This is a genomic window from Leisingera aquaemixtae (genome assembly GCF_001458395.1).
GTDB lineage: Bacteria > Pseudomonadota > Alphaproteobacteria > Rhodobacterales > Rhodobacteraceae > Leisingera > Leisingera aquaemixtae.
The window spans coordinates 38,512-61,151 of record NZ_CYSR01000004.1; the positions used below are offsets into that span (position 1 = coordinate 38,512).

Consider the following 22,640-nt stretch of genomic DNA (forward strand, 5'->3'; position numbering starts at 1 on the left):
GGCGGCCTCCCCTCTTGCGGTGGCCTACCTGGAAAACAGGACCGGCAGTTTCGCATGCGCCAGCAGCTCGCGGGTGGCGGCGCCGATCACGAAATCATAGGCCCAGGAATGCCCGAAGGCGCCGGCCGCCAGCATGTCGGCGCCGCATTCCACCGCCACCTTCAGCAGCATGGTCCCGGTGTCCTGCGCGGTGCGTTCGCGGTTGATCAGCGTCACCGGGTGGCCGTGCCGGTCAAAGGCGGCCGCCATGTCCTCGCGGCAGGTCAGCCCGTCGCCGCCGTCGCCGACGTGGAGGATCGACAGGGTGGCGCCCGGCTGTGCCAGGACGCGCGCGTCATGGGCGGCGCGGACGGCTTCGCGGGTGTTGCTCCAGCCGATCAGGATATGCGCGCCGACGGGGGCCGGGTCCCAGCCCTCGGGCAGGATCAGCACCGGGCGGCCCGAGCGGCGGATCAGCTGTTCCTGCAGCTGGCGCTGGCTGTACCTGGCGCCCTCTGGCGGGCATTGCGCCGCGATCACCAGATCCGCGGCGGCCACGTTGTTCAGCAGGAACTCCTCGGCGCTTTGGCTGCCCAGCGGCTGCAGCCTCAGATCATAGGGAAAATCGCGCCCCGCCGCAGCCGCCTCAAAGGTTTTGGCGGCGGCCTCCGCCTCCTCCTGCTGCCATTCGGGCACATAGGCCGCGCCATAGCTGACCAGGCCGCCCTCGGTACCGGCAAAGGGCACCTGCGCTTCGATCGGCATCACGCCGGTCAGATGGGCGCCGCTGCGGCTGGCCATATCCGCGGCAAAGGGCATCAGCCGCTGCGCATCCTCAGCCGAAAACAGCGCAACCGCCAGGGACTTGATCGTCATCGCAAAACTCCTTGCTGTGATGGGTGTCTCACCGGCGCGGAAAGTTCGGCCGGTCGGTGTTGTAATGCGCGGCGAGGTAATCGAGGATGACCTCGCGTTCGGCAGGCTCCAGCTCGGCCATGCCCTGCTCCTCGACCATCCAGTCCAGCAGCTCTGCCCAGCCCTCGCGGGTCTTGCCCTGCTGGGCGACGATCATCTCGGAATGGCAGGCGGTGCAGGCGTAAAAGGTCTCCTCTGCCCCCTCCGCCGCGACCAGCTGGCCGAACTCCGCCTCCTCCGCAGCGCCGGGCACCGCCGCAAGCGCGCAGCCGGCGGCGGCCAGCCACAGGCGTGCCGGGCACGCGGGGCGGGCCGCGCTGCGGGATGCGCTCTGCCGCGGCATCAGCTGACCCGCAGGCCGACGCGGTGCATCCGGTTGTTCAGATACCCCTTGGGATTCCAGTCGATGGCGAACCGCTGCATCTCGCCTTCGCTGTCGGTGGCGCGGGCCCAGATCTCGTAATAGCCGGCCACCGGGAAGCGCACCGTTGCGCGCCAGTTCTGCCAGGCGCCATCGTTGGCGGGCGGGTCGAGTTCCGCCGCCTGCCAGCTGGCCCCGAAGTCATGGGAGATATCCAGCCGGTCCACCGTGCGGTCGCCGGACCAGGCATGGCCGCGCACCTCGGTTTCCATGCCGGACGCGGCGCCGTTGGCGGGGAAGGTGATCAGCGATTTCACCGGCATCCGCTCGATAATGCGGAAGTCCTCCTTGGGCACGTCGTCGCCCGGCGCCACCGGATAGGCGGGCACCCGGTAGGACGTGCCGGTCATCTTCGGCCCGTCATGCACCTGGTCGCGCAGCTCGATCCGGGTCAGCCATTTCTGCGAGCAGGAGCCGGGCCAGCCGGGCACCACCAGCCGCAGCGGCGCGCCGTTCATCGGGTGCAAATCGGCGCCGTTCATCTGAAAGGCGATCAGCACGCTGTCCGTCAGCGCCTTGTCAATCGGCAGCCCGCGCGAGATCGGCAGCTTGTCCGGATCGCCCGACAGATGGGTGTCGGCGCCGTAATGCGCGGTATAGACCACGTTGTCCTGAACCCCTGCCGCCTGCAGCACGTCGCGCAGCCGCACCCCGGTCCACTCCGAGCAGGCCACCGCGCCATAGGTCCACTGGTTGCCGCTGGCGGGCGGATCGAAGAAGGCGCGCCCGTTGCCGCCGCATTCCAGCGCCAGCGCCAGGGTGACCACTTCGAAGCGGTCCCTGAGGCCGGCTATGGACAGCTCCAGCGGGCTGTCGGCAAAGCCGTCAACCGTCAGGGTCCAGCCCTCTGCGCTGGTGTCATCGGGGGGCAGCCCGTTGTTGCGGATAAAGTGCCGCGCCGTCGGGGTGACGGGATCATCCAGCAGTTCGGGCGGGGTTTCGGCGTTCAGCGGCCGGTCGTTCAGCAGCGTCAGCCCCTCCTTGCCCGCCAGACCGTTTTCGCTGGCCATCGCGGCGGGAAAGAACCCGTGCGGCAGGTTGCGGTGAAACGGAACCGCCAGCCCGGCGGCAGCGCCCAGTCCGGCCAGTCCGGCGGTTTTCAGGAACCGGCGGCGGCCGGGGCCGGTCTCAGCCTCCGCCTTCGCAGCTGCGGGGGGTGCCTTGTCGTTGGTAGCCATGATGTCATTCCCTTTGCTTGCAGGCCCTGCGCGTGCCGGGCCCTGGCTTGCGGGACGGCCGTCCAGACCGGCGTCCGCTGGAAGCTGATGCAGCCATTTGACCACGCGCCCGCGGCCGCCGCATTGACGGCGGTTAAGGGGGGCAGCCGCATGCCGGGCCGCATTGAGGGGGGGCTTGATCCAAAACAAGACATCCCGCGCGGGATCGGCCTAAGCTTGGCGGATGTTGTGAATGACCGGGCGCTTGGCCATGCAAAATAAGACAGGCGCGGTATTTGCCGCGGCAGCCGTGCTGCTGGCGGGCGCCGCAATGTATTTTTACGTCGCCGGGAACGGCGCGGAGCTGCCAGAGGGCCTGGTGCAGGGCAACGGGCGGATCGAGGCCGAACAGGTGGAGATCGCCCCCGCCAGGGCCGGCCGGGTGCAGCAGGTCATGGCGGCGGAGGGCAGCCTGGTAGCGGCGGGCGACGTGCTGGTGGTGATGGACACCGACGAGCTGGCGGCGGCGCATGACCGGGCCAGGGCCGAAGCCGCGCTGGCGCGCCAGACCAAGGCCGAGGCGGAGGCGCTGGTGGTGCAGCGCCAGAGCGAGCACCGCCGCGCCGAACATGAGCTGGAGCGCGCCACCGCGCTCTTGGCCGGGCACAACATCTCCGAAACCCTCTTTGAAGAACGCGACACCGCGCATCAGGTCGCCGAAGCGGTGCTGGGCGCGGCGCAAGCGCGGGTCGCCACCGCCGAGGCCGGTATTGCGGCGGCAGAGGCTGAGGTCCGCCGGATCGCGGCGCAGATCGAGGACAGCACCCTGATTGCGCCGATGCCGGGCCGGGTGCTTTACCGGCTGGCCGAACCGGGCGAGGTGGTCGGCGCCGGCGGGCCTATCCTGACGCTGCTCAGTCTCGAAAACATCTATATGGAAGTGTTCCTGCCCGCCCGCGAGGCCGGGCTTCTGCCGATCGGCGCCGAGGCCCGCATCGTGCTGGATGCGCTGCCCGATTATGCGATTCCGGCAACCGTCACCTTTGTGTCGCCAGAGGCGCAGTTCACCCCCAAGCAGGTCGAAACCCTCAGCGAGCGCGAGCAGCTGGTGTTCCGCGTCCGCGTGCGGATCCCGCAGGATCTGGTGGCGGCGCGGATCGAGCATGTGAAGACCGGCCTGCGCGGCGTCGCGGTGATCCGGCTGGACCCGGACCAGCCCTGGCCCGAAGCGCTGGACCGGCGCATCCCGCCTGAGCTGTTCGAATGACCGCCGGGTCCGGCCCTCCCGGCATCCGCATCGCGGAGGTGTCCCACCGCTACCGCAAGCATACCGCCCTGGACGCGGTTTCGCTGGATCTGCCGCCGGGCCGGCTGGTGGGGTTCATCGGCCCCGACGGGGTCGGCAAATCCACCCTTCTGGGCCTGATCACCGGCGCCAAGAAACTGCAGGCCGGGTCGATAGACGTGCTGGGCGGCCCGATTAGCGACACCGCCCACCGGCGCCGGGTCTGCTCTGCCATTGCTTTCATGCCGCAGGGGCTGGGCCGCAACCTCTATCCCGAACTCTCGGTGCGGGAGAACCTCGAATTCTTCTCGCGCCTGTTCGGGCAGGGGGCGGAAGAGCGTGAGATCCGCATTGCGGCGCTGCTCACCGCCACCGGGCTGGCACCTTTCGCGGACCGGCTGATGGGCCGGCTGTCGGGCGGCATGAAGCAGAAGCTGGGCCTGTGCTGCGCCCTGATCCATGACCCGAAACTGCTGGTGCTGGATGAGCCGACCACCGGCGTCGACCCTTTGTCGCGCCGCCAGTTCTGGGCGCTGGTGGGCGCCATCCGGGATCAAAGCCCCGGCCTCTCGGTGCTGGTCTCCACCGCCTACATGGAGGAGGCGCAGAGTTTCGACCGGATCGTCGCGATGGATGCCGGCCGCGTGCTGTTCCAGGGCCCGCCGGAGGCGCTGAGAGGCACCGCGCCCGACCTTGAAACCGCCTACCGGCAGCTGCGGGCGCAGGGGGAGCCGCAGGCCATCCAGGTTGCAGCGCCCGCGCACCGGGTCAGCCCCGAGCCGGTGATCACCGCCCGCGGGCTGACCCGGCGCTTTGGCGATTTCGTGGCGGTGGACAGCGTCGATTTCACCATCGGGCGGGGCGAGATCTTCGGCTTTCTGGGCTCCAACGGCTGCGGCAAGTCGACCACCATGAAGATGCTGACGGGCCTTTTGCCGATCAGCTCCGGCGCGGCGCAGCTGTTCGGCAAGCCGGTGGATGCCCGCAACCGCGCGCTGCGCCGCGAGATCGGCTATATGAGCCAGGCGTTTTCGCTCTATGGCGAGCTGAGCGTGCAGCAGAACCTGCAGCTTCATGCCCGCATTTTCGCGATTGCGGACCGCGAGGCCAGGGTTGCGGAACTGATCCGGCGCTTCGGCCTTGCGGCGCACAGCACCACCCTGGCCGCCGCCCTGCCGCTGGGCATCAAGCAGCGCCTGTCGCTGGCGGTAGCGGTGATCCACCGGCCGCGGGTGCTGATCCTGGACGAGCCGACCTCCGGTGTCGATCCGGAGGCGCGCGACATGTTCTGGGCGCTGCTGGTCGAGCTGTCGCGCAACGAGGGCGTGACCATATTCGTCTCCACCCATTTCATGGGCGAGGCGGAACGCTGCGACCGGGTGTCCTTCATGCATGCAGGCAAGGTTCTGGCCGAAGGCACCCCCGAAGACCTGATGGCCGCCGAGGCCGCAGACAGCCTGGAGGAGGCGTTTATTTCCATCCTCAAGGCCGCCGCCCCCCCTGCCCCGGTCGCCGCGCCGGACACCGCGCTGCAGACCGCCCGCGCCCGCACCGGCGGCGGCCTCGGGCGCGCGCTGGCCTATGCGCGGCGCGAAACGGTGGAGGTGCTGCGCGACCATGTGCGCCTGGCCTTTGCCTTCCTCGGCTCGGTGATCCTGATGCTGGTGTTCTGCTTCGGCATTTCGCTGGACATCGACGAGCTGGACTATGCCGCGCTCGACCTGTCGCAAAGCCCCGAAAGCCGCGCCTATCTGGCGGAAATCTCCGGCTCCCGCTATTTCCGCCCCACCCCGCCGCTGGCCAGCGCCGCCGAGGGCCGCAGCCGGCTGGTTTCGGGCGAGGTGTCGCTGGTGGTTGAGCTGCCGCCCGATTTCGGGCGCAAGCTGCGCGCCGGTGAACCGGCGGAGGTGCTGGCCATTGTCGATGGCGCCATCCCCTTCAAGGGCGAAACGGTCGAGGGCTACGCCGCCGGGCTGCATCAGTCGTTCCTGAGCGCAGAGGCCGCCGCCAGCGGCACCCGCCAGCCCGAAATCGCCCGGATAGAGCCGCGGTTCCGCTACAACCAGAGCTTTGAGAGCATCGCCGCCATGGCCCCGGCCATGCCCGCGATCCTGCTGATCATGCTGCCCGCGGTGCTGATGGCGGTCAGCGTCGCGCGGGAAAAGGAGCTGGGCTCGATCACCAATTTCTACGTCACCCCGACCACCCGGCTGGAGTTCCTGATCGGCAAGCAGATCCCCTATATCGTGATCGCCTATGCGAACTTCCTGCTGCTGACGGCGATGACCATCGTGGTCTTCGGGGTGCCGCTCAAGGGCGACCCGCTGCCCTTGGCCCTGGGCGCCCTGCTCTATGTCTGGGCCGCCACCTCCTACGGGCTGCTGATCGCCACCATGACCTCCAGCCAGGTGGCGGCCACCTTTGCCACCGCCATCGCGTCGGTGGTGCCGACGATCCAGTTCTCCGGCCTGCTGCAGCCGGTCTCAACGCTGGAGGGCGGTGCCCAGGTCATCGGCTCGCTGTGGCCGTCGTCTTATTTCCTGCATCTGAACGTCGGCGCCTTCACCAAGGGGCTGGGCTGGGAGGCGCTGATGCCCGACATTCTGGCGCTGGCCTGCTTCGGCCCGGTGTTCACGCTGCTGGCCGCGCTGTCGCTGCGCGCGCAGGAGAAGTAGATGCAGCGGCTGTCCCGGATATTCTGGCTCGGCCTCAAGGAGATGATGAGCCTGCGCCGCGACTGGGTGATGATGGCGCTCCTGGCCTGGTCCTTCACCCTGTCGCCGGTGCTGGAGGCGACGGGCGTGGCAACCTCGGTCAACAACGCCTCCATCGCCTTTGCCGATGAGGACAACTCGCCCCTGTCCCGCACCCTGGCGGAGGCGTTCTTTCCGCCGGAATTCCAGCCGGTGGTGCAGATCGCCCCCGGCACCGGCACCGCCCGGATGGATGCGGGCGACTTCCTGTTTGTGGTGGCGGTGCCGCCCGGCTTTGAGAAGGACCTGCGCGCCGCCCGGGTGCCGGAAATCCAGGTGCTGATCGACGCCACCGCGATGGAGCAGGCGGGCATCGGCGCCAATTACATCACCAGCATCCTCGGCGCCGAGATCCGCCGCTTTGCCGTCGGCGCCGACCTGGCAGAGGCGCAGACCCTGAGCATTATCATCCGCAGCGCCTTCAACCCCAACCGCGACACCGTGCGCTTTGCCGGCATCAACGCGCTGATCGGCCAGATCATGTGGCTGACCACGATCCTGACCGGCGCCGCGATGATCCGCGAGCGCGAGCACGGCACCATCGAGCACCTGCTGGCAATGCCGCTGTCGCCGTTTGATATTGCGGTGGCCAAGATCTGGGCCAACGCCGCGGTGGTGCTGGTTGCGGCGGCGCTGTCGCTGGCGTTTGTGATGCAGGGCTTTCTGGGCATCAGCATCGCCGGGTCCAAGATCCTGTTCCTCTGCGGCACGGCGCTGTTTCTGTTCACCGCCACCGCGCTGGGGGTGTTTCTGGCGACGGTCGCGCGCTCCATGGCGCAGTTTGCGCTCTTGGTGATGCTGACAATCCTGCCGATGCTGATGCTGTCAGGCGGCGAAACCCCGGTCGAAAGCCAGCCCGGCTGGCTGCAGGCCGCCACCACGCTCCTGCCGTCGCGCCATTACATGTCCGCCAGCCAGGCCATCGTGTTCAAGGGCGCAGGGGTTGAAACCGTCTGGCCGGAGTTCCTGTGGATGGCGCTGCTGGGCGCGGCGCTGCTGGCCACCAGCCTGCTGCTGTTCCGCCGCTCGGTGGCGCACGACAGCTAGCGGATCACCACCACAGTGCAGGCGGCGTGGCGCACCACCCGCGCCGCGGTCGATCCCAGGAAGTAATCCTGCAGCCCGGGCCGGTGCGACGCGATCACGATGCAATCGGCGCCATGCTGATCTGCGTAATCGGTAATCGCGCGCCCGGCATGGCCGGTGACAACCTCCGCCTTGATGTCTTTCACCCCGCCCAGGTCAGCCTTGAGCGCGGCCAGCATCTCGTCATGGGTATGTTCCAGCAGACCCTCCGGCAGCTGCTGCACCACATATCCGGGAATGGCTTCGGCCACGGTCAGCGCGGTGATCCTGCCATCGCTGCCGGCCAGCAGCCGGGCGGCCTCCAGCGCAGCGGCGGTGTTGGCGCCGTGATCCGGGGCAATCGGAACAAGGATATTCTTGTACATCGCAGTCCTCCTTCATGCTGGCTTCAGGGTATTCCGGCGGCGCGGGCGCTGCATTGACCGGAGTCATACGGCGGCCTGAGGCCTGCCCTGCGGGCCGCGCCCGGTCACTCCGCACTCAGCGCGGCTTCAACCAGCCCGGCCACCTGACCGGCATCGCCGCCGCAGGCGATCCGGGTCCAGCCGGCGGGGTCGGCGGCGCGCTTCAGCTGCGCGCGCAGCACCTGCGCGTCGGCATCCGAGGCATCACCCGTGCGGGCAGCAATCCGCTGTTCCAGCACCGCCGGGTCGCCCTGCAGCCAGATCCCCGCGAACGGAACCTGCAGCCGGGCGGCCAGCGCCTCTGCCCGGTCCCGGACCCCCGCCTCCAGAAAGGTCGCGTCCAGAATGACGCTGTGCCCGGCGCGCAGCGCCTGCTCCGCCAGATCCAGCAGCCGGGCATAGACCCTGGCTGTGACCTCCGGGCCATAGCCCGCGGCGGGCAGCCGCTCCAGCGGCGCGGCGCCCAGGAGCGCCTTGCGCTCCACATCGCTGCGCAGATGCACCGCACCGGGCGCGGGCCGCAGCAGAGGCGCGACGCGCGCGGCAACCGTGGTCTTGCCGGTGCCCGACAGCCCGCCAACCGCCACCAGCCGCGGCGGCGCGGCGGCAAGGCACTCCGCCGCCAGCTCCAGATAGCTGCGGGCCTCCGCGGCAGCCGCTTCGGAGCCGCTTCCGGCCATCCCCTGCACCGTGACCATCGCCCGGATCGCCGCACGAATGCTCATGAACAAGGGCAGCGCGGCCAGCCCGCCGAAATCCCCCGCCGCCCGCAAATAGCTGTTCAGCGCCGCATTCGCCTGCGCCGCCGCACCCCGGTGCAGCAGATCCATCAGCAGAAAGGCAAAATCATAAAACACGTCGCAGGTGCCCAAGCGCTCATCAAACTCCAGCGCGTCAAAGGGCACCACCCTGCCGCCGATCAGCACCAGGTTGCGCAGATGCAGATCGCCGTGGCAGCGCCGCACCAGCCCCGCCCCGGCCCGTTGCGACAGCAACGGCGCTGCCGCTGCAAAGGCCCGCCCGGCGGCCGCGATGAAGGCGTCCGCCCGGCCGCGGCCCAGCACCTCCTCCATGCCGCCAAGCGCCTCCCGCAGCTCCTCCACGATTTCCCCGATCAGGGCGGCCCCGTCGGCGCCGCGCCGTGCCGCCTCGGCGTGATAGGCGGCCACCGCAGTGCCCAGCCGGGCGGCCAGGTCAACGGTCAGCCCGCCGTCATCCGCAATATGGCTCAGCTCCGCCTCGCGCGGGAACCGGCGCATCCGCAGGACGTATTCGACCGGCTCGCCCGCACCGTCCAGCGCCAGCTGCCCCGACGCCTCCCGCGTGACCGCGATCACCCGGTCATAGATCTCGGGCGCTGCCGGGGCATTCAGCGCCAGCTCACGCTCCAGCACCGCCTTGCGCGCCGCCAGCGAGGAAAAATCCAGATAGCTGTAGCGCACCGCCCGCTTGATCTTGAACGCCAGCCCGCCAGTCAGGAACACATGCGCGGAATGGGTTGTGATCACCTCGACGGGGGCATCCGCCCCGTGCGCCGACGGGTCGCTCAGAAAGGCCACCACCTCTGCCTGCTGGGTTTCATCCGGTTGCATCGCCTTACCCCCCAAATACCCTACCAGCCCGGCCGCCCGGCCGCCTTGAGCAAAGTCAAGCCGCGCCGCCGGCAGCCCTTCCAGGCCCCGGCAGCCGCTGTTTGCGTGGACAGCCTGCGCTGTCAGCCTAGACTTAAAAGCGGCACCACAACCGCAGGAGTGCCGCAATGCCGCACGTTCCTGACCAGCAGGGCACAGCGGCCGGGCTGGCCGCAATCCCCTTCACCCGGTATCTCACCGCGCAGGGGACGGTGCAGGGCGTCCTGCCGGAATTCGCCAGACAGCGGACAGAGCTGACCGCGCTTTATGCCGGGATGCTGCGCACCCGCCTGTTCGACAAGAAGGCCGTCGCCCTGCAGCGCACCGGGCGGCTGGGCACCTTTGCGTCCTCGCTGGGGCAGGAGGCCGCCGCCGTGGGCACCGCCGCCGCGATGCGGCCCGAGGATGTGCTGCTGCCGTCCTTCCGCGAACAGGGGGCGCAATTCTGGCGCGGCGTGCGGATGGAGGAATCGCTGCTCTACTGGGGCGGCGATGAGCGCGGCTCGGATTTCGCCGGCCCGCGGCAGGATTTCCCGGTCTGCGTGCCGGTCAGCACCCAGTACCCCCAGGCCGTTGGCGTGGCGCTGGCCTTCCAGCTCAGGGGCGAGGCGCGCTGCGCGGTGGCGGTCGGCGGCGACGGCTCGACCTCGCGCGGGGATTTTCACGAGGCGCTGAACATGGCCGGCGTGTGGACCCTGCCGGCAGTGTTTGTGATCAACAACAACCAATGGGCCATTTCGGTGCCGCTCAGCAGCCAGACCGCGGCCCCGACCCTGGCGCAAAAGGCGGTCGCCGCCGGGCTGCCGTCGGAACAGGCCGACGGCTGCGACGTGATCGCGGTGCGGGACGCGGTGGACCGGGCGCTGGCGCGCGCCCGCAGCGGCGGCGGCGCCAGCGTGATCGAATGCATCTCCTACCGGCTGGCCGACCACACCACCGCCGACGATGCGGCGCGCTACCGCGATGACGCCGAGGTCAGCAAGCACTGGGCGGCGGAACCGCTGCGCCGCCTGCGCAAGCATCTGCAGGACGCGCACGGCTGGACCCGGCAGGAGGAGGAGGCGCTGAAGGCCGAGATCGGCGCAGAGGTGGAGGCCGCCGCCGAGGCCTATCTGGCGACGCCGCCGCAGCCGGACACGGCGGTTGCGGATTACCTCTATGCCGGGCTGCCGGACACCAGGGCGCCGCAGCGCGCGCAACCGGCGGAGGCCCGCGATGACTGAGATGACCCTGATCGAAGCGGTGCGCGCCGCCCTCCCCCGCGCGATGGAGGACGACCCCGCCGTGCTGCTCCTGGGCGAGGATATAGGCCCCGATGGCGGCGTTTTCCGCGCCACCGAGGGCCTGTGGCAGCGGTTCGGGCGGGACCGGGTGCGCGATACGCCCTTGTCCGAGGCGGGCCTTGCCGGGGCGGCAGTGGGGCTGGCGGTGCAGGGCTTCCGCCCGGTCGCGGAAATCCAGTTCCAGGGCTTCATCCACCCGGCCCTGGACCAGATCGCCAATCACGCGGCACGGATGCGCAACCGCACCCGCGGCCGGCTGACCTGCCCGCTGGTGCTGCGCGCGCCCTTCGGCGCCGGCGTCCACGCGCCGGAGCATCACTCCGAAAGCATCGAGGCGCTGTTTGCCCATATCCCGGGGCTGAAGGTGGTGATCCCCTCCTCGCCCGCGCAGGCCTACGGCCTGCTGCTGTCCGCCATCCGCGACCCGGACCCGGTGGTGTTCTTCGAGCCCAAGCGCCTCTACCGCGCCAGCCGCCAGGAGGTGGCAGAGGACGGTGCCGGGCTGCCCCTCGGCCGGGCCAGCCTGCTGCGGCAGGGCCGCGACCTGACCATCGTGACCTGGGGCGCTTCGGTCAAGGAATGCCAGGAGGCGGCGCAGGATCTGGCGGAGGGCGGCATATCGGCGGAAATCCTCGATCTGGCGACGCTGAAACCCTATGACGCGCCCGCGGTTCTCGCCTCTGTCCGCAAGACCGGCCGCTGCGTGATCGTGCACGAGGCCCCGCGCACCGGCGGCTTTGGCGCCGAGATTGCCGCCTGCATCGCCGAGCAGGCTCTGGAGGCGCTGCTGGCGCCGGTCCGCCGGGTTGCCGCGCCGGACATCATTCCGCCGCTGGCCCGGCTCGAACACCTGTACCTGCCCGGCGCCGCCCAAATCACCGCCGCCGCCCGAGAGGTGATGTCATGGCATTGAAACGCTTTGTTCTGCCCGATCTGGGCGAGGGGCTGGAAGAGGCCGAACTGCTGGAATGGCACGCAGCGCCCGGCGACCGGGTGGTGGCAGAGCAGCCGCTGGTCTCGGTGGAAACCGACAAGGCGGTGGTGGAGATCCCGGCACCCTGGCCGGGGACGCTGGTCAAGCAGTTCGTGCTGCCCGGCAGCCTGATCCAGGTCGGCGCGCCGCTGGCGGATTTCGACACCGGCGCAAGGCCGGACCGCGGCGCGGTTGTCGGCGATCTGGACGCGGCAGCCGCGCCCCCGTCCCAGTCCCCGTCCGAAACCCAAGCCGAAGCGCAGGCCGAAACCCAGTCCGCGCCCGCACCGGCAGGCCCGGCAGGCCGCGTGCGCCCGCCGCCGCCGCGGGCCATGCCGGCCGCGCGGGCGCTGGCGGCCCGGCACGGGCTGGCCCTGTCCGCGGTTGCAGGCAGCGGTCCCGGCGGCACCATCACCCGCGCCGATGTCGAGGCGCTGATCCCCCCGGAGGAAGGCGAAATCCTGTCCGAACAGCGCCGGGCAATGGCGCGCCGGATGGCAGAGGCCGGGGCGCAGGTGGTGCCCGCCACGCTGCAGGACCAGGCGGCGGTCACCGAATGGACCACCTCCGGCGTGCTGTTGCGGCTGGTGCGGGCGGCGGCCGCGGCGGCGGCAGCGGAACCGGCGCTGAACGCCTGGTATGACGCCGGAACCCAGATCCGCGAGCTGCACCGCACGGTCGACCTCGGGATCGCCGTGGACACCGCCGCAGGGCTTTATGTTCCGGTGCTGCGCGATGCCGGGCAGACCGATACCGCTGCCCTGCAGCGCGAAGTGCAGCGGCTGACCGGCGCCGCGCGCCAGCGCGGGCTGCAGGCCGCGGATCAGGCGGGGGCGACCCTGACTCTGTCCAATTTCGGCCCGCTCGGCGGCCGCCATGCCACCCTGGTGGTGCGGCCGCCGCAGGTGGCGATCCTGGGGGCGGGGCGGATCTTCGATGCCGCCGCCTGGGGGCCTCAGGGGCCGGAGCGGCAGCGGGTGCTGCCCTTGTCGCTCACCTTCGACCACCGCGCCGTCACCGGCGGCGAGGCGGCGCGGTTCCTGGCCGCCGCAATTGCCGATCTGGAACGCCCGGACTGACGGCAGGCGCCGGATGCGGGGAACGGAAAACGGGGGGAGACGATGACAGATCGCTTTGCCTATGCGGATGATCTGGGGCCTGAGCAGCTGATTGAGCTGACAGACCCGCACAGCGGCCTGCGCGCGATCGTGGTGGTGGACAACACCGCCGCAGGCCCGGCCATCGGCGGCTGCCGGATGGCGCCGGACGTGACCGCCCGCGAATGCGTCCGGCTGGCGCGGGCGATGACGCTCAAGAACGCCGCCGCGGGCCTGCCGCACGGCGGCGGCAAGTCGGTGATCGCCGCGGACCCCAAGATGCCCGCGGCAGAGAAGGAGCGGCTGATCCGCGCCTTCGCCCGCGCCATCCGCACCACCGGCAGCTATATCCCCGGGCCGGACATGGGCACCGATGAAACCGCCATGGCCTGGATCCGCGACGAAGGCGCCCGCTCCGTTGGCCTGCCGCGCGAACTGGGCGGCATCCCGCTGGACCAAACCGGCGCCACCGCGCATGGCCTTCTTGCGGCGGCCCGCGCGGCAGAGGCGGCCGGCATCCTCTCCCTCAAGGGCGCCCGCGTCGCCATCCAGGGCTATGGCGCAGTGGGGCGCTGGTGCGCGCACCGGTTTGCCGCCGCCGGGGCAAGGATCGTTGCGGTCTCGGATTCGCGCGGCGGGGCGCTGCTGCCGGACGGGCTGGACCCTGCCCGCCTCGACGCCGTGAAGGCCGGCGGCGAAAGCGTGGCCGCCTATCCGGGGGCCGCGGCGGCGGACAGCGGCGCCGTCATCACGGCGGATTGCGATATCCTGGTGCCCGCCGCGCGCCCGGACGTCATCCGCGCCGGCAATGCCGATGCCATCCGCGCCCGCCTGGTGCTGGAGGGGGCCAACATCCCCGCCACCGAAGAGGCCGAACAGCGCCTTCACGCGCGCGGGATCACCGTGGTGCCGGACTTTATCGCCAACGCCGGCGGCGTCATCTGCGCCGCGATGGAGCTGCGCGGCCTGTCCGAACCGGCCGCCTTTGAGACCATTTCCAGCCGCGTCTTTGCCAACACGGCAGAGGTGCTGGCGCAAGCCGCGCAGAACCGCACGCTGCCGCGCGCCGCCGCGCTGGCGCTGGCCCGCCGCCGGATCAGCAAGGCGATGGGCTTCCGCAGGCGGTAAGGCGCCGCCCGCCCGCGCCCCGGACTTATCTGGATCAAGGCGCGCGCCCTTCTCCCGGGATAGACTCCGGCTGATCCGACCGGAGGCCCTAAAATGTCCAACACCGAAGCACCCCCCCAGTCCAAAGCCAGGCTCACAGGCAGGGCCCTGGCCGTCTTTGGCGTGACCTTCTCTTTCGCCGCCATTCTGCTCAGCGGCGGGATCCTGCTGTTTGCGCCCCAGGGCAGGATTTCCAGCGCCACCGGCTGGGAGGCGCTGGGGCTGGACAGGCAGGGCTGGGGCGATCTGCATATCGTTCTGGCGGCGCTGTTTGCAGGGTTCTCCCTATGGCACGCGGCGCTGCATCTGCCGGTGTTCAAATCCCTGCTGGCGGGGAGCAAAACGGCGCCGCAGGGCCACCGCACGGAGGCGCTGATCGCGCTCGCGGCGGTTCTGGCGCTGGCCGTGCTGACGCTTCTCCAGCTGCCGCCGGCCAGCTGGCTGCTCGACCTGAACGGATACTTCAAGCATGTGTTCTGGGCCCGCTGACCCTGCCGGCCGCCCCGCCGCGCCGGGTTGATCAGGATCATGGCATCCCGGTGCAGACGTGATCTACTGATACAGGCGGCGCGCCTGCCCGCCTGCCGCGTCCCAGCGTCCGGAGGCCCGCAATGCAACGCAGAACAGTGCTGTTCACACTCGGTAAAGACACCCCCGAAGCGGCAGTAGCCGCCGCCGCAGAGGCCGCCCGGGACGAGCAGGCCTATCTGGCCTGCCTGCTGCTGGATAAGCTGCCCGGCCGCCCCTATTTCATCCTCGGCACCAGTGCCTTTGCCTCGGCGGCGATGCCGGAAGATTGGATCGACCGCCTCAACGCGGCCCGCACCTCCGCGCAATCGCGGGCTGCCGCGATGGCGGACATGCTGTCGCGCTGCGGCTGCGCGGGCGATGCGCAATACGCGGTCTGCACCGGCGCAGATATGCGGCTGCACGCGGCGCGCCGCGCCAAGACCTGCGATATCGTGCAGATGGCAATGGGGCTGCGGCACGACGGCGAGGTGTTCCGCGAAGCGCTGCACGGCGCGCTGTTCCAATCGCCCGCGCCGGTGATCCTGAACGGCAGCCCGTTTGCATCCTATGAGCGCGTCTTTCTGGCCTGGAACGGCAGCCTGCCCGCCTCCCGGGCGGCCCATGCCGCCCTGCCCTATTTGCGCAAGGCGCGCGAGGTCGTCATCGGCTGCTTCGATCCCGACATCACCGAACAGCGGGATGGCGAGGATCCAGGCACCGATGCCGCGGCCTGGCTCAGCCACCACGGCTGCACCGTCACCGTCTCGCAGTATCCCGACAGCGGGGCGGAGATCGGCCGTTTCATCCTGGCCCGCGCCAAGGAGGCCGGGGCCGGCCTCGCCGTCATGGGCGCCTACGGCCACTCCCGCCTGCGCGAAGCGGTCTTTGGCGGCACCACCAGAACCATGATCGAACAGACGGAGCTGCCGGTTCTGCTGGCGCATTAGACCGCTGTCAGGCAGCCGCCGGCACCGCACGGCTGCGGCGGGTTCTGAGGTGCCACAGCGTCTTGAGGATCTCGGGCACCAGCAGGATGGGCAGCACCAGGAGGCCGATCAGCATCCATTCGCCGCTGCCCAGCGGCGCCGTGTGCAGCAGCGCCTGCAGCGGCGGCCAGTACACCGCAGTCACCTGCGCCCCGATGGTCACCGCCAGCGCGGCCAGCAGGAACGGGTTGGTGAAAAAGCCAATCCGCCAGCACGGCAGATGCAGCGAGCGGAAGGCAAAGACGCTGGCCTTCTCAAAGATCACCATGGCAGTAAAGGCGGCGGTGCGGGCCAGATCCTCGTTGCCGTCCAGGAGATGCAGGAACAGCCACAGGCTGGCCAGCCCGGTATAAAGCCCCAGCGCCAGAATGGTCGCAATGCCGGCCCGGCCCAGGATCGGCGTGTCCTTCCTGCGCGGCGGGTGCTCCATCTGGTCCGGCTCGCCCTTCTCCAGCCCCAGCGCCACCGCCGTCACCCCGTCGGTGACCAGGTTCATCCACAGAATCTGGGTCGCAAGGAAAATCAGCGGGCCGCCGATCAGGATGTTGATCAAAAGCGCAATCACCTCACCGGCGTTCGAGGACAGCAGGTAGCGCACGAACTTGCGCACATTGCCGAACTGCCGCCGCCCCTCGCCGATGGCCCGCACGATGGTGGCGAAATTGTCGTCCAGCAGCACCAGGTCAGAGGCATCCTTGGCCACATCCGTCCCCCGCACCCCCATCGAGACGCCAATGTCGGCCTTCTTCAGCGCCGGCGCGTCATTGACGCCGTCGCCCGTCATCGCCACGATCTGATGCTGTTCCTGCAGCGCCGAGACGATCCGCATCTTGTGGGCGGGCCGGGTGCGGGCAAACAGCACCTCTTCCTGCAGAAGCTGGCTCAGCTCCGCCGCGTCCAGGGTTTCCAGCTCCGCTCCGGTGACCGTCCGGGCGGCAGGCAGGCCCAGCTGGCCCGCAATCGCCTGCGCTGTCAGCGGGCTGTCGCCGGTGATCATGATTACCCGGATGCCGGCAGAGCGGGCGGCACTGATCGCGGGCCGCACCTCGGGCCGCGGCGGGTCGATCAGGCCGGCCAGCCCCAGAAAGGTCATGTCCTCTTCGGCGATGGTCCCGCCTTCGGCCGCGCCCGCGGCCAGGCCGATCACCCGCAGCCCCTCCCCTGCCATCGCCTCATAGGCGGCGGTGATGGCGGCCGCCTCCTCCGCGCCCAAGCCGCGCGGGCCGTCCTGGGTCATCACCTGGCTGCAGATGCTCAGCACCTGCTCCGGCGCGCCTTTGGTCAGGACCTTCGCCGCGCCGCCGCGGCGCACCAGCACGCTCATCCGCTTGCGCTCGCTGCTGAACGGGATCTCCGCCAGCACCGTGTCCGGCGGCGGCGGATCCGCCCAGCCCTTGTAGCCGAGGGTGACCAGCGCCCCCTCGGTCGGGGCGCCGGTCATCTCCCAGTGACCGCCTTCGCGGTGCAGGCTGGCATGGGTGCAGGTCAGCCCGGCCTCCAGCAGCGCCGCCAGAACGGCATCGTCCCGGGCGCCAATGACCGCCCCCTCAAAGGCGATATGGCCCGCCGGATCATAGCCGGTTCCGGTCACCTGATAGCTGCGGTCCAGGGTCCAGACCCGGGTCACAGTCATCTTGTTTTCGGTCAGCGTGCCGGTCTTGTCGGTGCAGATCACCGAGGCCGCCCCCAGCGTCTCCACCGCCTGCAGGCGGCGCGCCAGCGCCTGCTGGCGCACCATCGCCGCCGCCCCCAGCGCCAGGGTGATGGTGACCACCGCGGGCAGCCCCTCGGGCACCATCGCCACCGACAGCGACAGGCCGGTCATGAACATCTCCGCCACGCCGCGCCCCATATAGATCCCGAGGCCCAGGATGGCGGCGGCAATGGCCAACGCGGCAAACCCCAGCTGCCGCGCCAGGCGGCCCAGCTGCACCTGCAGGCTGGTCTTCTTGAGACCCACCGACCCGGTCAGCGTGGCGATCTGGCCAAAGGCGGTCTGCGCGCCGGTCGCCGTGACCTCGGCCAGCGCCCGCCCGGCCGCCACCACAGTGCCGGCATAGACCGCGGCGGCCTCGCCGCCTGGGGCCTTGTCGATGGGCACGGATTCGCCGGTCAGGGCGCTTTCATCCACCCGCAGCCCGGCGGCTTCCTGCAGGGCGGCATCGGCCGGGATCCGGGCGCCGGCCTCCAGAATGACAAGATCGCCGGGCACCAGCTCGCGCGCCGCAATCAGCCGCTCGCGCCCGTCGCGCAGAACCAGCGCCTGCGGCGACAGCATGCTGCGCAGGCTTTCCAGCGCGGTCTCCGCCCGCCATTCCTGCACGAACCCCAGCACCCCGTTCAGCGCAATCACCAGCCCGATCGCCAGCGTGTCGGCATATTCGCCCAGGGTAAAGGCGATGATCCCGGCCACGATCAGGATCACCACCAGGAAATTGCTGAACTGGCGCAGGAACACCACCAGCGGCCCGGCCCGCTTGGGCCTTGGCAGCTCATTCCAGCCATGGGTTTTGCGGGCGGCCTCCGCCTGCTGCTGTGTCAGCCCGGTCAGGGCCGGGCCGCTGCCCTGCTGTTGCGTCTCTGCCATGTGCTCTGCTTTCTGGCTCCGGTCACCGGCTGCTGATTTCAGCTTCCCCTGCCAACCGCCGCTGTCAACTGCCCCGTCACGCTACAGAGTTTGCCGCGCCTTTGGCCATGCGGCGTTTGATGCCCGCCCGCCGGCGGCCTGTCACACCGCGGCCAGCAGCCGGGGCAGCCGCTGATCAAACCCGCTCTTCACCGAGGCCGCCAAGGCTTCGGGAAATCCCTCCGGCATCTCCGCCAGTGCCGCGGCAAAGGCTGCCTCCCCCTGCGCGGCGATCTGGCCGAAGACCTCTGCGATCTGCGCGCGCGAAAAGCCCGCCGCCAGCCCGGTCTCGGCAAAATGCCGCCCGGCGATGTCCGCCACCCGGTAATGCCGGTTTTTGCCCGCCCGCATCGCCAGCTTCATATCCTTGGCCTGCAGCTGCCCGGCCTCCAGCGAGGGCTGCACCGTCAGCACATCGTAGAGCGGCGTCAGGGTAAACCGCCCGCCCGGCATCAGCGCAATGCTGAAGTTCTTGGCATGGCCGTCGGTCGCCCCGATCAGCCAGAACAGCACCGCCGCCTTGAAGAAATGCGCGCGGTCGCGCAGCGGCTCGTCGCTGCCCTGCAGCAGGGCGCAGATCTCGGCGATGCCGGGGCCGCCCTCGTTCTGGTACTTGCGCGCGGGCGGCACCGACAGCGCCTGGCAGCAATCCTCCTGCGGCAGCCGGATCAGCCGCCCGTCCTTTGTCCGCAGCCGGTCAAAGCGTTCGATCACCAGCGCCTTGGTGCCGGCAAATGCGGCAATCTCAGTCCGCGCCGCCGGCAGGCCGAACCCAGCCATCAGCCGCAGGCAGAAATGCTCGTTCTCCACACTGTCCGTCAGGTCCATGCCATTGGGCAGGGTGCCGATCGCCGGTTTCAGAATATGCGTGGTCGGCGTCGTGCCGGCCGGCTCGATCCATTGGCCGCCATGAAACAGCAGCGCGGTCTTCTCCTGCGCGCCCGCCACCGAAATCCGGAAATCCCGCTCCCGCCGGATGCCCAGCGGCGTCTGCCTCAGATCCTTCAGCAGCGCCGCAATCTCACCGTCGCTCAGCGGCGCGCCCGTCAGGGTGCCGCTGTCCTGCGGCAGCTCGCCTTCCGGCAGGAACTGCAGCGCCCCCACGCAGTCCCGCCCGATCCGCGCCAGCAGGCTGTAGGCGTCCAGCCCGTCCGCCCCGACCCGTTCGGCCACCCGGCGGCGGATGCTGTCATTGTCGGGCAGCAGGTTGTCGAACACCGCAATCACCGGCGGCCCCGCATACCGGTCCGGGCGCAGCGGCAAGGAGCGCGAGACCGGCAGCGCGTTCTCCCACGCCAGCCACTCCGGCGCATAGGTAAAGGCAAACGCCCCGTCCGGCGCGCGGAAGAACTGCCCTGTCTTGCGGCCGTTCATGTAAACATCCAGCGGCGTATAGGTGCGCTTGCGCCCCATCAGAAGATATCCTCCAGATCGCCCGGCTTCATCTTGCTGCGCGGCACGATGTGAAGCTCCAGGTCAAGCGCCGCCAGCAGGTCAAACACTGTCTCCAGCTTGGCACCGCTGCTGCTGGTCTCGATATTGGACACCGTGCGCTGCCAGACGCCTGCGCGGGCCGCCAGTTCGCCCTGGGTCAGCCCCTGCGCCTTGCGCGCATTGCGCAGCACGGTGCCGATATCCTTGGGGGTGCGGGCAATCTGATCCATGGTGAGGCTCCTTTCCCGCAAATATGATCATTGGATCATAAAACGTCAATATGCGCTGCGGATTATAAACTGAAAATATATCGCCAAGATCATAAACCCAAAGAATGATCTCCGGATCATATCAGTTGGCGGAGCTCCCGCCCGCAGGACCCGCCTGCCGCACCGGCCGGAACCAAACTCCGGCCCGCCGCGTTGACCCGCCATGATAAAAACGCTGCTGCGGTTCCTGGTTCCCTTGCTTCTGATCGCTGCGCCGCTGGCGGCGCAGGACAAGACCGGGTGCGACAGCAGCCGCTGGTATTGCGTCCCCGGCCTGAACACGGGCCTGCCGCAGCCCTCCACGCTGATCAGCCGCGAGACCCCCCGCGCCACCATCGAAAGCCTGATTGCCGCCGCCCGCGAAGACGCCTGGGCCGAGGCGGCGCATCTGATTGACCTGTCCGGCATTCCCGCCGAGCAGCAGCTGGCCGCCGGCACCAGGCTGGCGCGGCAGCTGGAAACCGTGATCAGCCGCAAGACGGTGATCGACTGGGATATCATCCTCGACCGGCCCGACGCGCTGGACGCGCGCGCCTCCTCCGATCAGGCCATGGCCGGGGAGCCGCGCAAGTCGCTGCTGCTGTGGACGCTGGAGCTCGACCACCGCCCGGTGGCGATCCGGCTGAACCGCATCAAGCCGGACGACGGCGCCGCCGTCTGGGTGTTCTCCCGCCAGACCGCCGGCAACATCCCGGCCCTGTTCGCCCGCTTCGGGCCGGGCCGGTTTGAAAAGATGCTGCCGGACATGCTCAAGGAAGATGCCGCCTTCGGCTTCAAATGGTGGGAGGTTCTCGGCCTGCCATTGCTGCTTGCGCTCTCGGTGGGCGCCGGCTGGCTGGTGTGGAAGGGCACCGGCTGGGCCGCCCGCAAGTCCTCGCATCAGGTTGTCACCGACACCCTGCTGTCGGTCCGCGGCCCCGCCAGTATCGGCAGCGCCACGCTGGTGGCCCTGGCGACCGGCTCCTATGCCTTTGTGTTTTCCGGCCAGATCAGCACCATCCTGCCGCCGCTTGCATGGCTCGGGCTGGCCGGCTCGGGCCTATGGCTCGCCATCAACAGCGTCGAGGCGGTTCTGGACCGGCTCACTTCCTTTGACGAAACCGACCTGACCCAGCGTCAGGAGGACCACAAGCGCACCATGGCCACCCGGCTCGCCGCCGCCCGCCGCGCCTTTGTGGTCGCCGCGGTGCTGATCGGCGGCGGTATTTTCCTGAGCCAAAGCAACATCTTCCAGAACCTCGGCTTTACCATTCTGGGCACCGCCGGCGCGCTGACGCTGATTCTGGGCTTCGCCGCCCGCCGGGTGCTGGGCAATATCATCGCCTCGCTGCAAATCGCGCTCAATCAGTCCGCCAAGATCGGCGACCGGATCGTCTATAATGACTACCTCTGCCATGTGGAGCGGATCAACTTCACCTATGTGCAGCTGCGCGACTGGGACGGCACCCGGCTCATCGTGCCGGTGGAGGAATTCATCTCCACCCCGTTTGAGAACTGGACGATGAAAGAGCCGAAGATGCTGCGCATCATCAAGCTGAAATGCGCCCATAACGCCGATGTGGACGCGCTGCGCGAGGCGTTTGACGATATCGTGAGCGAACTGGACAAAGACGAGCTGGGCGATCCCGATGATGCCAAGGTCCGGGTGGCCGGGCAGGATGTGTTCGGCAAGGACGTCTGGTTCGCCCTGCCCTGCGCCGATCCGAACACCTCCTGGGATGCCGCCTGCAAGGCCCGCGAGATGATCATTGCGGCCGGCAACCGGATTGCCGAGGAACGCGGTATCGACATCTTCCCCGAGGTCCGCCCGGCCGAGGCGGCCTAAGCCACCTGCCCCGCCTGCCCTGCCTGAGCTGCCGGAAGCGCCAGCCCGGCGCGCGCCCGCGCCGCCGCCAGGTCGCTGCGCAGCAACCCGCGCAGGCGGGCCTGGGCGGCGGGGTCCGGCGTGCGCAGGATATGCGCCGGGTGCAGCGTCAGCAGCACCGGCACCCCCTGGCGGCCACTCTCCACCGTGCCGCGCCGCGCCATCAGGCTGCCGCCGCTGCCGGTCAGCGCCAGCGCCGCCGTCGCCCCCATCGCCACGATCAGCCGCGGCTGCACCAGTTTAACTTCGGCATCCAGCCACCACCGGCAGCGCTGCACCTCGCCCGCATCCGGGCGCTGATGCAGGCGGCGGCGGCCCTGGGGGCGGAACTTGAAATGCTTCACTGCATTGGTCAGATACACCGCCTCCCGCGCCACTCCGGCCTCGGCGGCAACCGCATCCAGCAGCTGCCCGGCAGGACCAACGAAGGGCCGCCCGGTCAGATCCTCGCGGTCGCCCGGCTGCTCGCCCACCAGCATCAGCGCGGCATCCTGCGGGCCTTCGCCCGGCACCGCCTGGGTGGCGGCGCAATGCAGCGGGCAGCGGGTGCAGCCCGCCAGCGCCGCTGCCAGACCGTCCTGCGGCCCGGCCCAATGCTCCGCTGCGGCCTGTTCTGCCGCCGCCTGCACCCGCGCGGTGCGGGCGGGCGGCAGCGTCGGCGCCGCCTCCGCCATCGCCCGCGCCCGGGCAGGCGCCGTGGCGATCAGTTCCGGTATCGCTGCCGCCTCCGGCATGTTGCGCCAGTATTTCTTCGGCATCTCCGACTGCATCGCCTTCACCTTCAGCCGCGCCGGGTTAAA

General features: G+C 69.7%; 19 protein-coding genes. 10 read left to right on the top strand and 9 right to left on the bottom strand.

Going from position 1 to position 22,640, the window contains the following annotated elements; all coding sequences use genetic code 11:
* Positions 1-24: 24 nt before the first annotated feature.
* From PHA8399_RS02045 to PHA8399_RS02055, 3 genes are read right to left on the bottom strand one after another with little or no spacing between them, the layout of a single operon-like run.
* Positions 25-855, bottom strand: coding sequence for a universal stress protein (locus tag PHA8399_RS02045; RefSeq protein ID WP_058284553.1), 831 nt, complete (start codon positions 853-855; stop codon positions 25-27).
* 28 nt (positions 856-883) lie between these two features.
* Positions 884-1,237 carry a hypothetical protein gene (locus PHA8399_RS02050; protein WP_058284554.1) on the bottom strand — a complete coding sequence of 118 codons (354 nt, stop codon included), beginning with the start codon at positions 1,235-1,237 and terminating at the stop codon, positions 884-886.
* Positions 1,237-2,493 carry a sulfite oxidase gene (locus PHA8399_RS02055; protein WP_058284555.1) on the bottom strand — a complete coding sequence of 419 codons (1,257 nt, stop codon included), beginning with the start codon at positions 2,491-2,493 and terminating at the stop codon, positions 1,237-1,239. The genes PHA8399_RS02050 and PHA8399_RS02055 overlap by 1 nt, the downstream gene beginning before the upstream one ends.
* 250 nt (positions 2,494-2,743) lie before the next feature.
* On the opposite strand from PHA8399_RS02055, the gene PHA8399_RS02060 reads away from it, so the two are divergent.
* The 3 genes from PHA8399_RS02060 to PHA8399_RS02070 are packed head-to-tail and all read left to right on the top strand — an operon-like array spanning position 2,744 to position 7,557.
* Positions 2,744-3,739, top strand: a complete 996-nt coding sequence (locus tag PHA8399_RS02060; RefSeq protein ID WP_058284572.1) for an HlyD family secretion protein — start codon at positions 2,744-2,746, stop codon at positions 3,737-3,739.
* The gene (rbbA, locus tag PHA8399_RS02065; RefSeq protein ID WP_058284556.1) at positions 3,736-6,432 is read left to right on the top strand and encodes a ribosome-associated ATPase/putative transporter RbbA; all 2,697 of its coding nucleotides are present in this window, start codon (positions 3,736-3,738) and stop codon (positions 6,430-6,432) included. Before PHA8399_RS02060 ends, rbbA begins: the two co-directional genes overlap by 4 nt.
* Entirely contained in the window at positions 6,433-7,557 is a 1,125-nt protein-coding gene (locus PHA8399_RS02070) for an ABC transporter permease (protein ID WP_058284557.1), read from the top strand.
* Here PHA8399_RS02070 and PHA8399_RS02075 read toward each other — a convergent pair.
* Together PHA8399_RS02075 and PHA8399_RS02080 are read right to left on the bottom strand one after the other, a co-directional pair.
* The gene (locus PHA8399_RS02075; RefSeq protein ID WP_058284558.1) at positions 7,554-7,961 is read right to left on the bottom strand and encodes a universal stress protein; all 408 of its coding nucleotides are present in this window, start codon (positions 7,959-7,961) and stop codon (positions 7,554-7,556) included. The genes PHA8399_RS02070 and PHA8399_RS02075 overlap by 4 nt on opposite strands.
* A gap of 104 nt (positions 7,962-8,065) precedes the next feature.
* Positions 8,066-9,592, bottom strand: a complete 1,527-nt coding sequence (locus PHA8399_RS02080) for a bifunctional aminoglycoside phosphotransferase/ATP-binding protein (protein ID WP_058284559.1) — start codon at positions 9,590-9,592, stop codon at positions 8,066-8,068.
* Positions 9,593-9,759: 167 nt separating this feature from the next.
* On the opposite strand from PHA8399_RS02080, the gene pdhA reads away from it, so the two are divergent.
* The 6 genes from pdhA (at position 9,760) to PHA8399_RS02110 (ending at position 15,608) form a co-directional block, all read left to right on the top strand.
* Entirely contained in the window at positions 9,760-10,854 is a 1,095-nt protein-coding gene (gene pdhA, locus PHA8399_RS02085) for a pyruvate dehydrogenase (acetyl-transferring) E1 component subunit alpha (RefSeq protein ID WP_058284560.1), read from the top strand.
* On the top strand, positions 10,847-11,827 hold the full coding sequence (locus tag PHA8399_RS02090) for an alpha-ketoacid dehydrogenase subunit beta (protein WP_058284561.1): 981 nt from the start codon (positions 10,847-10,849) through the stop codon (positions 11,825-11,827). Before pdhA ends, PHA8399_RS02090 begins: the two co-directional genes overlap by 8 nt.
* Complete coding sequence (locus PHA8399_RS02095) at positions 11,818-12,966, top strand: dihydrolipoamide acetyltransferase family protein (RefSeq protein WP_082649431.1); 1,149 nt, start codon at positions 11,818-11,820, stop codon at positions 12,964-12,966. Before PHA8399_RS02090 ends, PHA8399_RS02095 begins: the two co-directional genes overlap by 10 nt.
* A gap of 42 nt (positions 12,967-13,008) precedes the next feature.
* A complete protein-coding gene (locus PHA8399_RS02100; RefSeq protein ID WP_058284562.1) occupies positions 13,009-14,112 on the top strand; it encodes a Glu/Leu/Phe/Val family dehydrogenase in 1,104 nt (367 codons plus the stop codon).
* A gap of 93 nt (positions 14,113-14,205) precedes the next feature.
* A complete protein-coding gene (locus PHA8399_RS02105; protein WP_058284563.1) occupies positions 14,206-14,640 on the top strand; it encodes a DUF4405 domain-containing protein in 435 nt (144 codons plus the stop codon).
* Between the two features lie 122 nt (positions 14,641-14,762).
* A complete protein-coding gene (locus PHA8399_RS02110; RefSeq protein WP_058284564.1) occupies positions 14,763-15,608 on the top strand; it encodes a universal stress protein in 846 nt (281 codons plus the stop codon).
* A gap of 7 nt (positions 15,609-15,615) precedes the next feature.
* Here the strand turns inward: PHA8399_RS02110 and PHA8399_RS02115 are convergent, their stop codons facing one another.
* The 3 genes from PHA8399_RS02115 to PHA8399_RS02125 all read right to left on the bottom strand — a co-directional run bounded on the left by PHA8399_RS02115 (position 15,616) and on the right by PHA8399_RS02125 (position 19,937).
* The gene (locus PHA8399_RS02115; RefSeq protein WP_058284565.1) at positions 15,616-18,234 is read right to left on the bottom strand and encodes a cation-translocating P-type ATPase; all 2,619 of its coding nucleotides are present in this window, start codon (positions 18,232-18,234) and stop codon (positions 15,616-15,618) included.
* A 141-nt stretch (positions 18,235-18,375) separates the two neighbouring features.
* Complete coding sequence (locus tag PHA8399_RS02120) at positions 18,376-19,686, bottom strand: type II toxin-antitoxin system HipA family toxin (protein WP_058284566.1); 1,311 nt, start codon at positions 19,684-19,686, stop codon at positions 18,376-18,378.
* A complete protein-coding gene (locus PHA8399_RS02125) occupies positions 19,686-19,937 on the bottom strand; it encodes a helix-turn-helix domain-containing protein (protein ID WP_058284567.1) in 252 nt (83 codons plus the stop codon). Before PHA8399_RS02125 ends, PHA8399_RS02120 begins: the two co-directional genes overlap by 1 nt.
* 202 nt (positions 19,938-20,139) lie before the next feature.
* Here PHA8399_RS02125 and PHA8399_RS02130 point away from each other — a divergent pair, with 202 nt between their 5' ends.
* Positions 20,140-21,801 (top strand): mechanosensitive ion channel family protein, encoded by a 1,662-nt coding sequence (locus tag PHA8399_RS02130; RefSeq protein WP_058284568.1) that lies wholly within the window; start codon positions 20,140-20,142, stop codon positions 21,799-21,801.
* On the opposite strand, the gene PHA8399_RS02135 is transcribed toward PHA8399_RS02130, so the two are convergent.
* Positions 21,798-22,640 (bottom strand): UdgX family uracil-DNA binding protein (locus PHA8399_RS02135; protein ID WP_145976960.1); only part of this gene is annotated, 843 nt, incomplete at its 5' end. The genes PHA8399_RS02130 and PHA8399_RS02135 overlap by 4 nt on opposite strands.

Excerpts from the sequence above, each read along its gene's own strand:
- rbbA (WP_058284556.1), top strand. The coding sequence starts at position 3,736 with ATGACCGCCGGGTCCGGCCCTCCCGGCATCCGCATCGCGGAGGTGTCC.
- PHA8399_RS02075 (WP_058284558.1), bottom strand. The coding sequence starts at position 7,961 with ATGTACAAGAATATCCTTGTTCCGATTGCCCCGGATCACGGCGCCAAC.
- PHA8399_RS02105 (WP_058284563.1), top strand. The coding sequence starts at position 14,206 with ATGTCCAACACCGAAGCACCCCCCCAGTCCAAAGCCAGGCTCACAGGC.
- PHA8399_RS02100 (WP_058284562.1), top strand. The coding sequence starts at position 13,009 with ATGACAGATCGCTTTGCCTATGCGGATGATCTGGGGCCTGAGCAGCTG.
- PHA8399_RS02070 (WP_058284557.1), top strand. The coding sequence starts at position 6,433 with ATGCAGCGGCTGTCCCGGATATTCTGGCTCGGCCTCAAGGAGATGATG.
- PHA8399_RS02095 (WP_082649431.1), top strand. The coding sequence starts at position 11,818 with ATGGCATTGAAACGCTTTGTTCTGCCCGATCTGGGCGAGGGGCTGGAA.
- PHA8399_RS02130 (WP_058284568.1), top strand. The coding sequence starts at position 20,140 with ATGATAAAAACGCTGCTGCGGTTCCTGGTTCCCTTGCTTCTGATCGCT.
- PHA8399_RS02080 (WP_058284559.1), bottom strand. The coding sequence starts at position 9,592 with ATGCAACCGGATGAAACCCAGCAGGCAGAGGTGGTGGCCTTTCTGAGC.
- PHA8399_RS02125 (WP_058284567.1), bottom strand. The coding sequence starts at position 19,937 with ATGGATCAGATTGCCCGCACCCCCAAGGATATCGGCACCGTGCTGCGC.
- PHA8399_RS02045 (WP_058284553.1), bottom strand. The coding sequence starts at position 855 with ATGACGATCAAGTCCCTGGCGGTTGCGCTGTTTTCGGCTGAGGATGCG.
- PHA8399_RS02060 (WP_058284572.1), top strand. The coding sequence starts at position 2,744 with ATGCAAAATAAGACAGGCGCGGTATTTGCCGCGGCAGCCGTGCTGCTG.
- PHA8399_RS02055 (WP_058284555.1), bottom strand. The coding sequence starts at position 2,493 with ATGGCTACCAACGACAAGGCACCCCCCGCAGCTGCGAAGGCGGAGGCT.
- PHA8399_RS02120 (WP_058284566.1), bottom strand. The coding sequence starts at position 19,686 with ATGGGGCGCAAGCGCACCTATACGCCGCTGGATGTTTACATGAACGGC.
- PHA8399_RS02110 (WP_058284564.1), top strand. The coding sequence starts at position 14,763 with ATGCAACGCAGAACAGTGCTGTTCACACTCGGTAAAGACACCCCCGAA.
- pdhA (WP_058284560.1), top strand. The coding sequence starts at position 9,760 with ATGCCGCACGTTCCTGACCAGCAGGGCACAGCGGCCGGGCTGGCCGCA.
- PHA8399_RS02090 (WP_058284561.1), top strand. The coding sequence starts at position 10,847 with ATGACTGAGATGACCCTGATCGAAGCGGTGCGCGCCGCCCTCCCCCGC.
- PHA8399_RS02115 (WP_058284565.1), bottom strand. The coding sequence starts at position 18,234 with ATGGCAGAGACGCAACAGCAGGGCAGCGGCCCGGCCCTGACCGGGCTG.
- PHA8399_RS02050 (WP_058284554.1), bottom strand. The coding sequence starts at position 1,237 with ATGCCGCGGCAGAGCGCATCCCGCAGCGCGGCCCGCCCCGCGTGCCCG.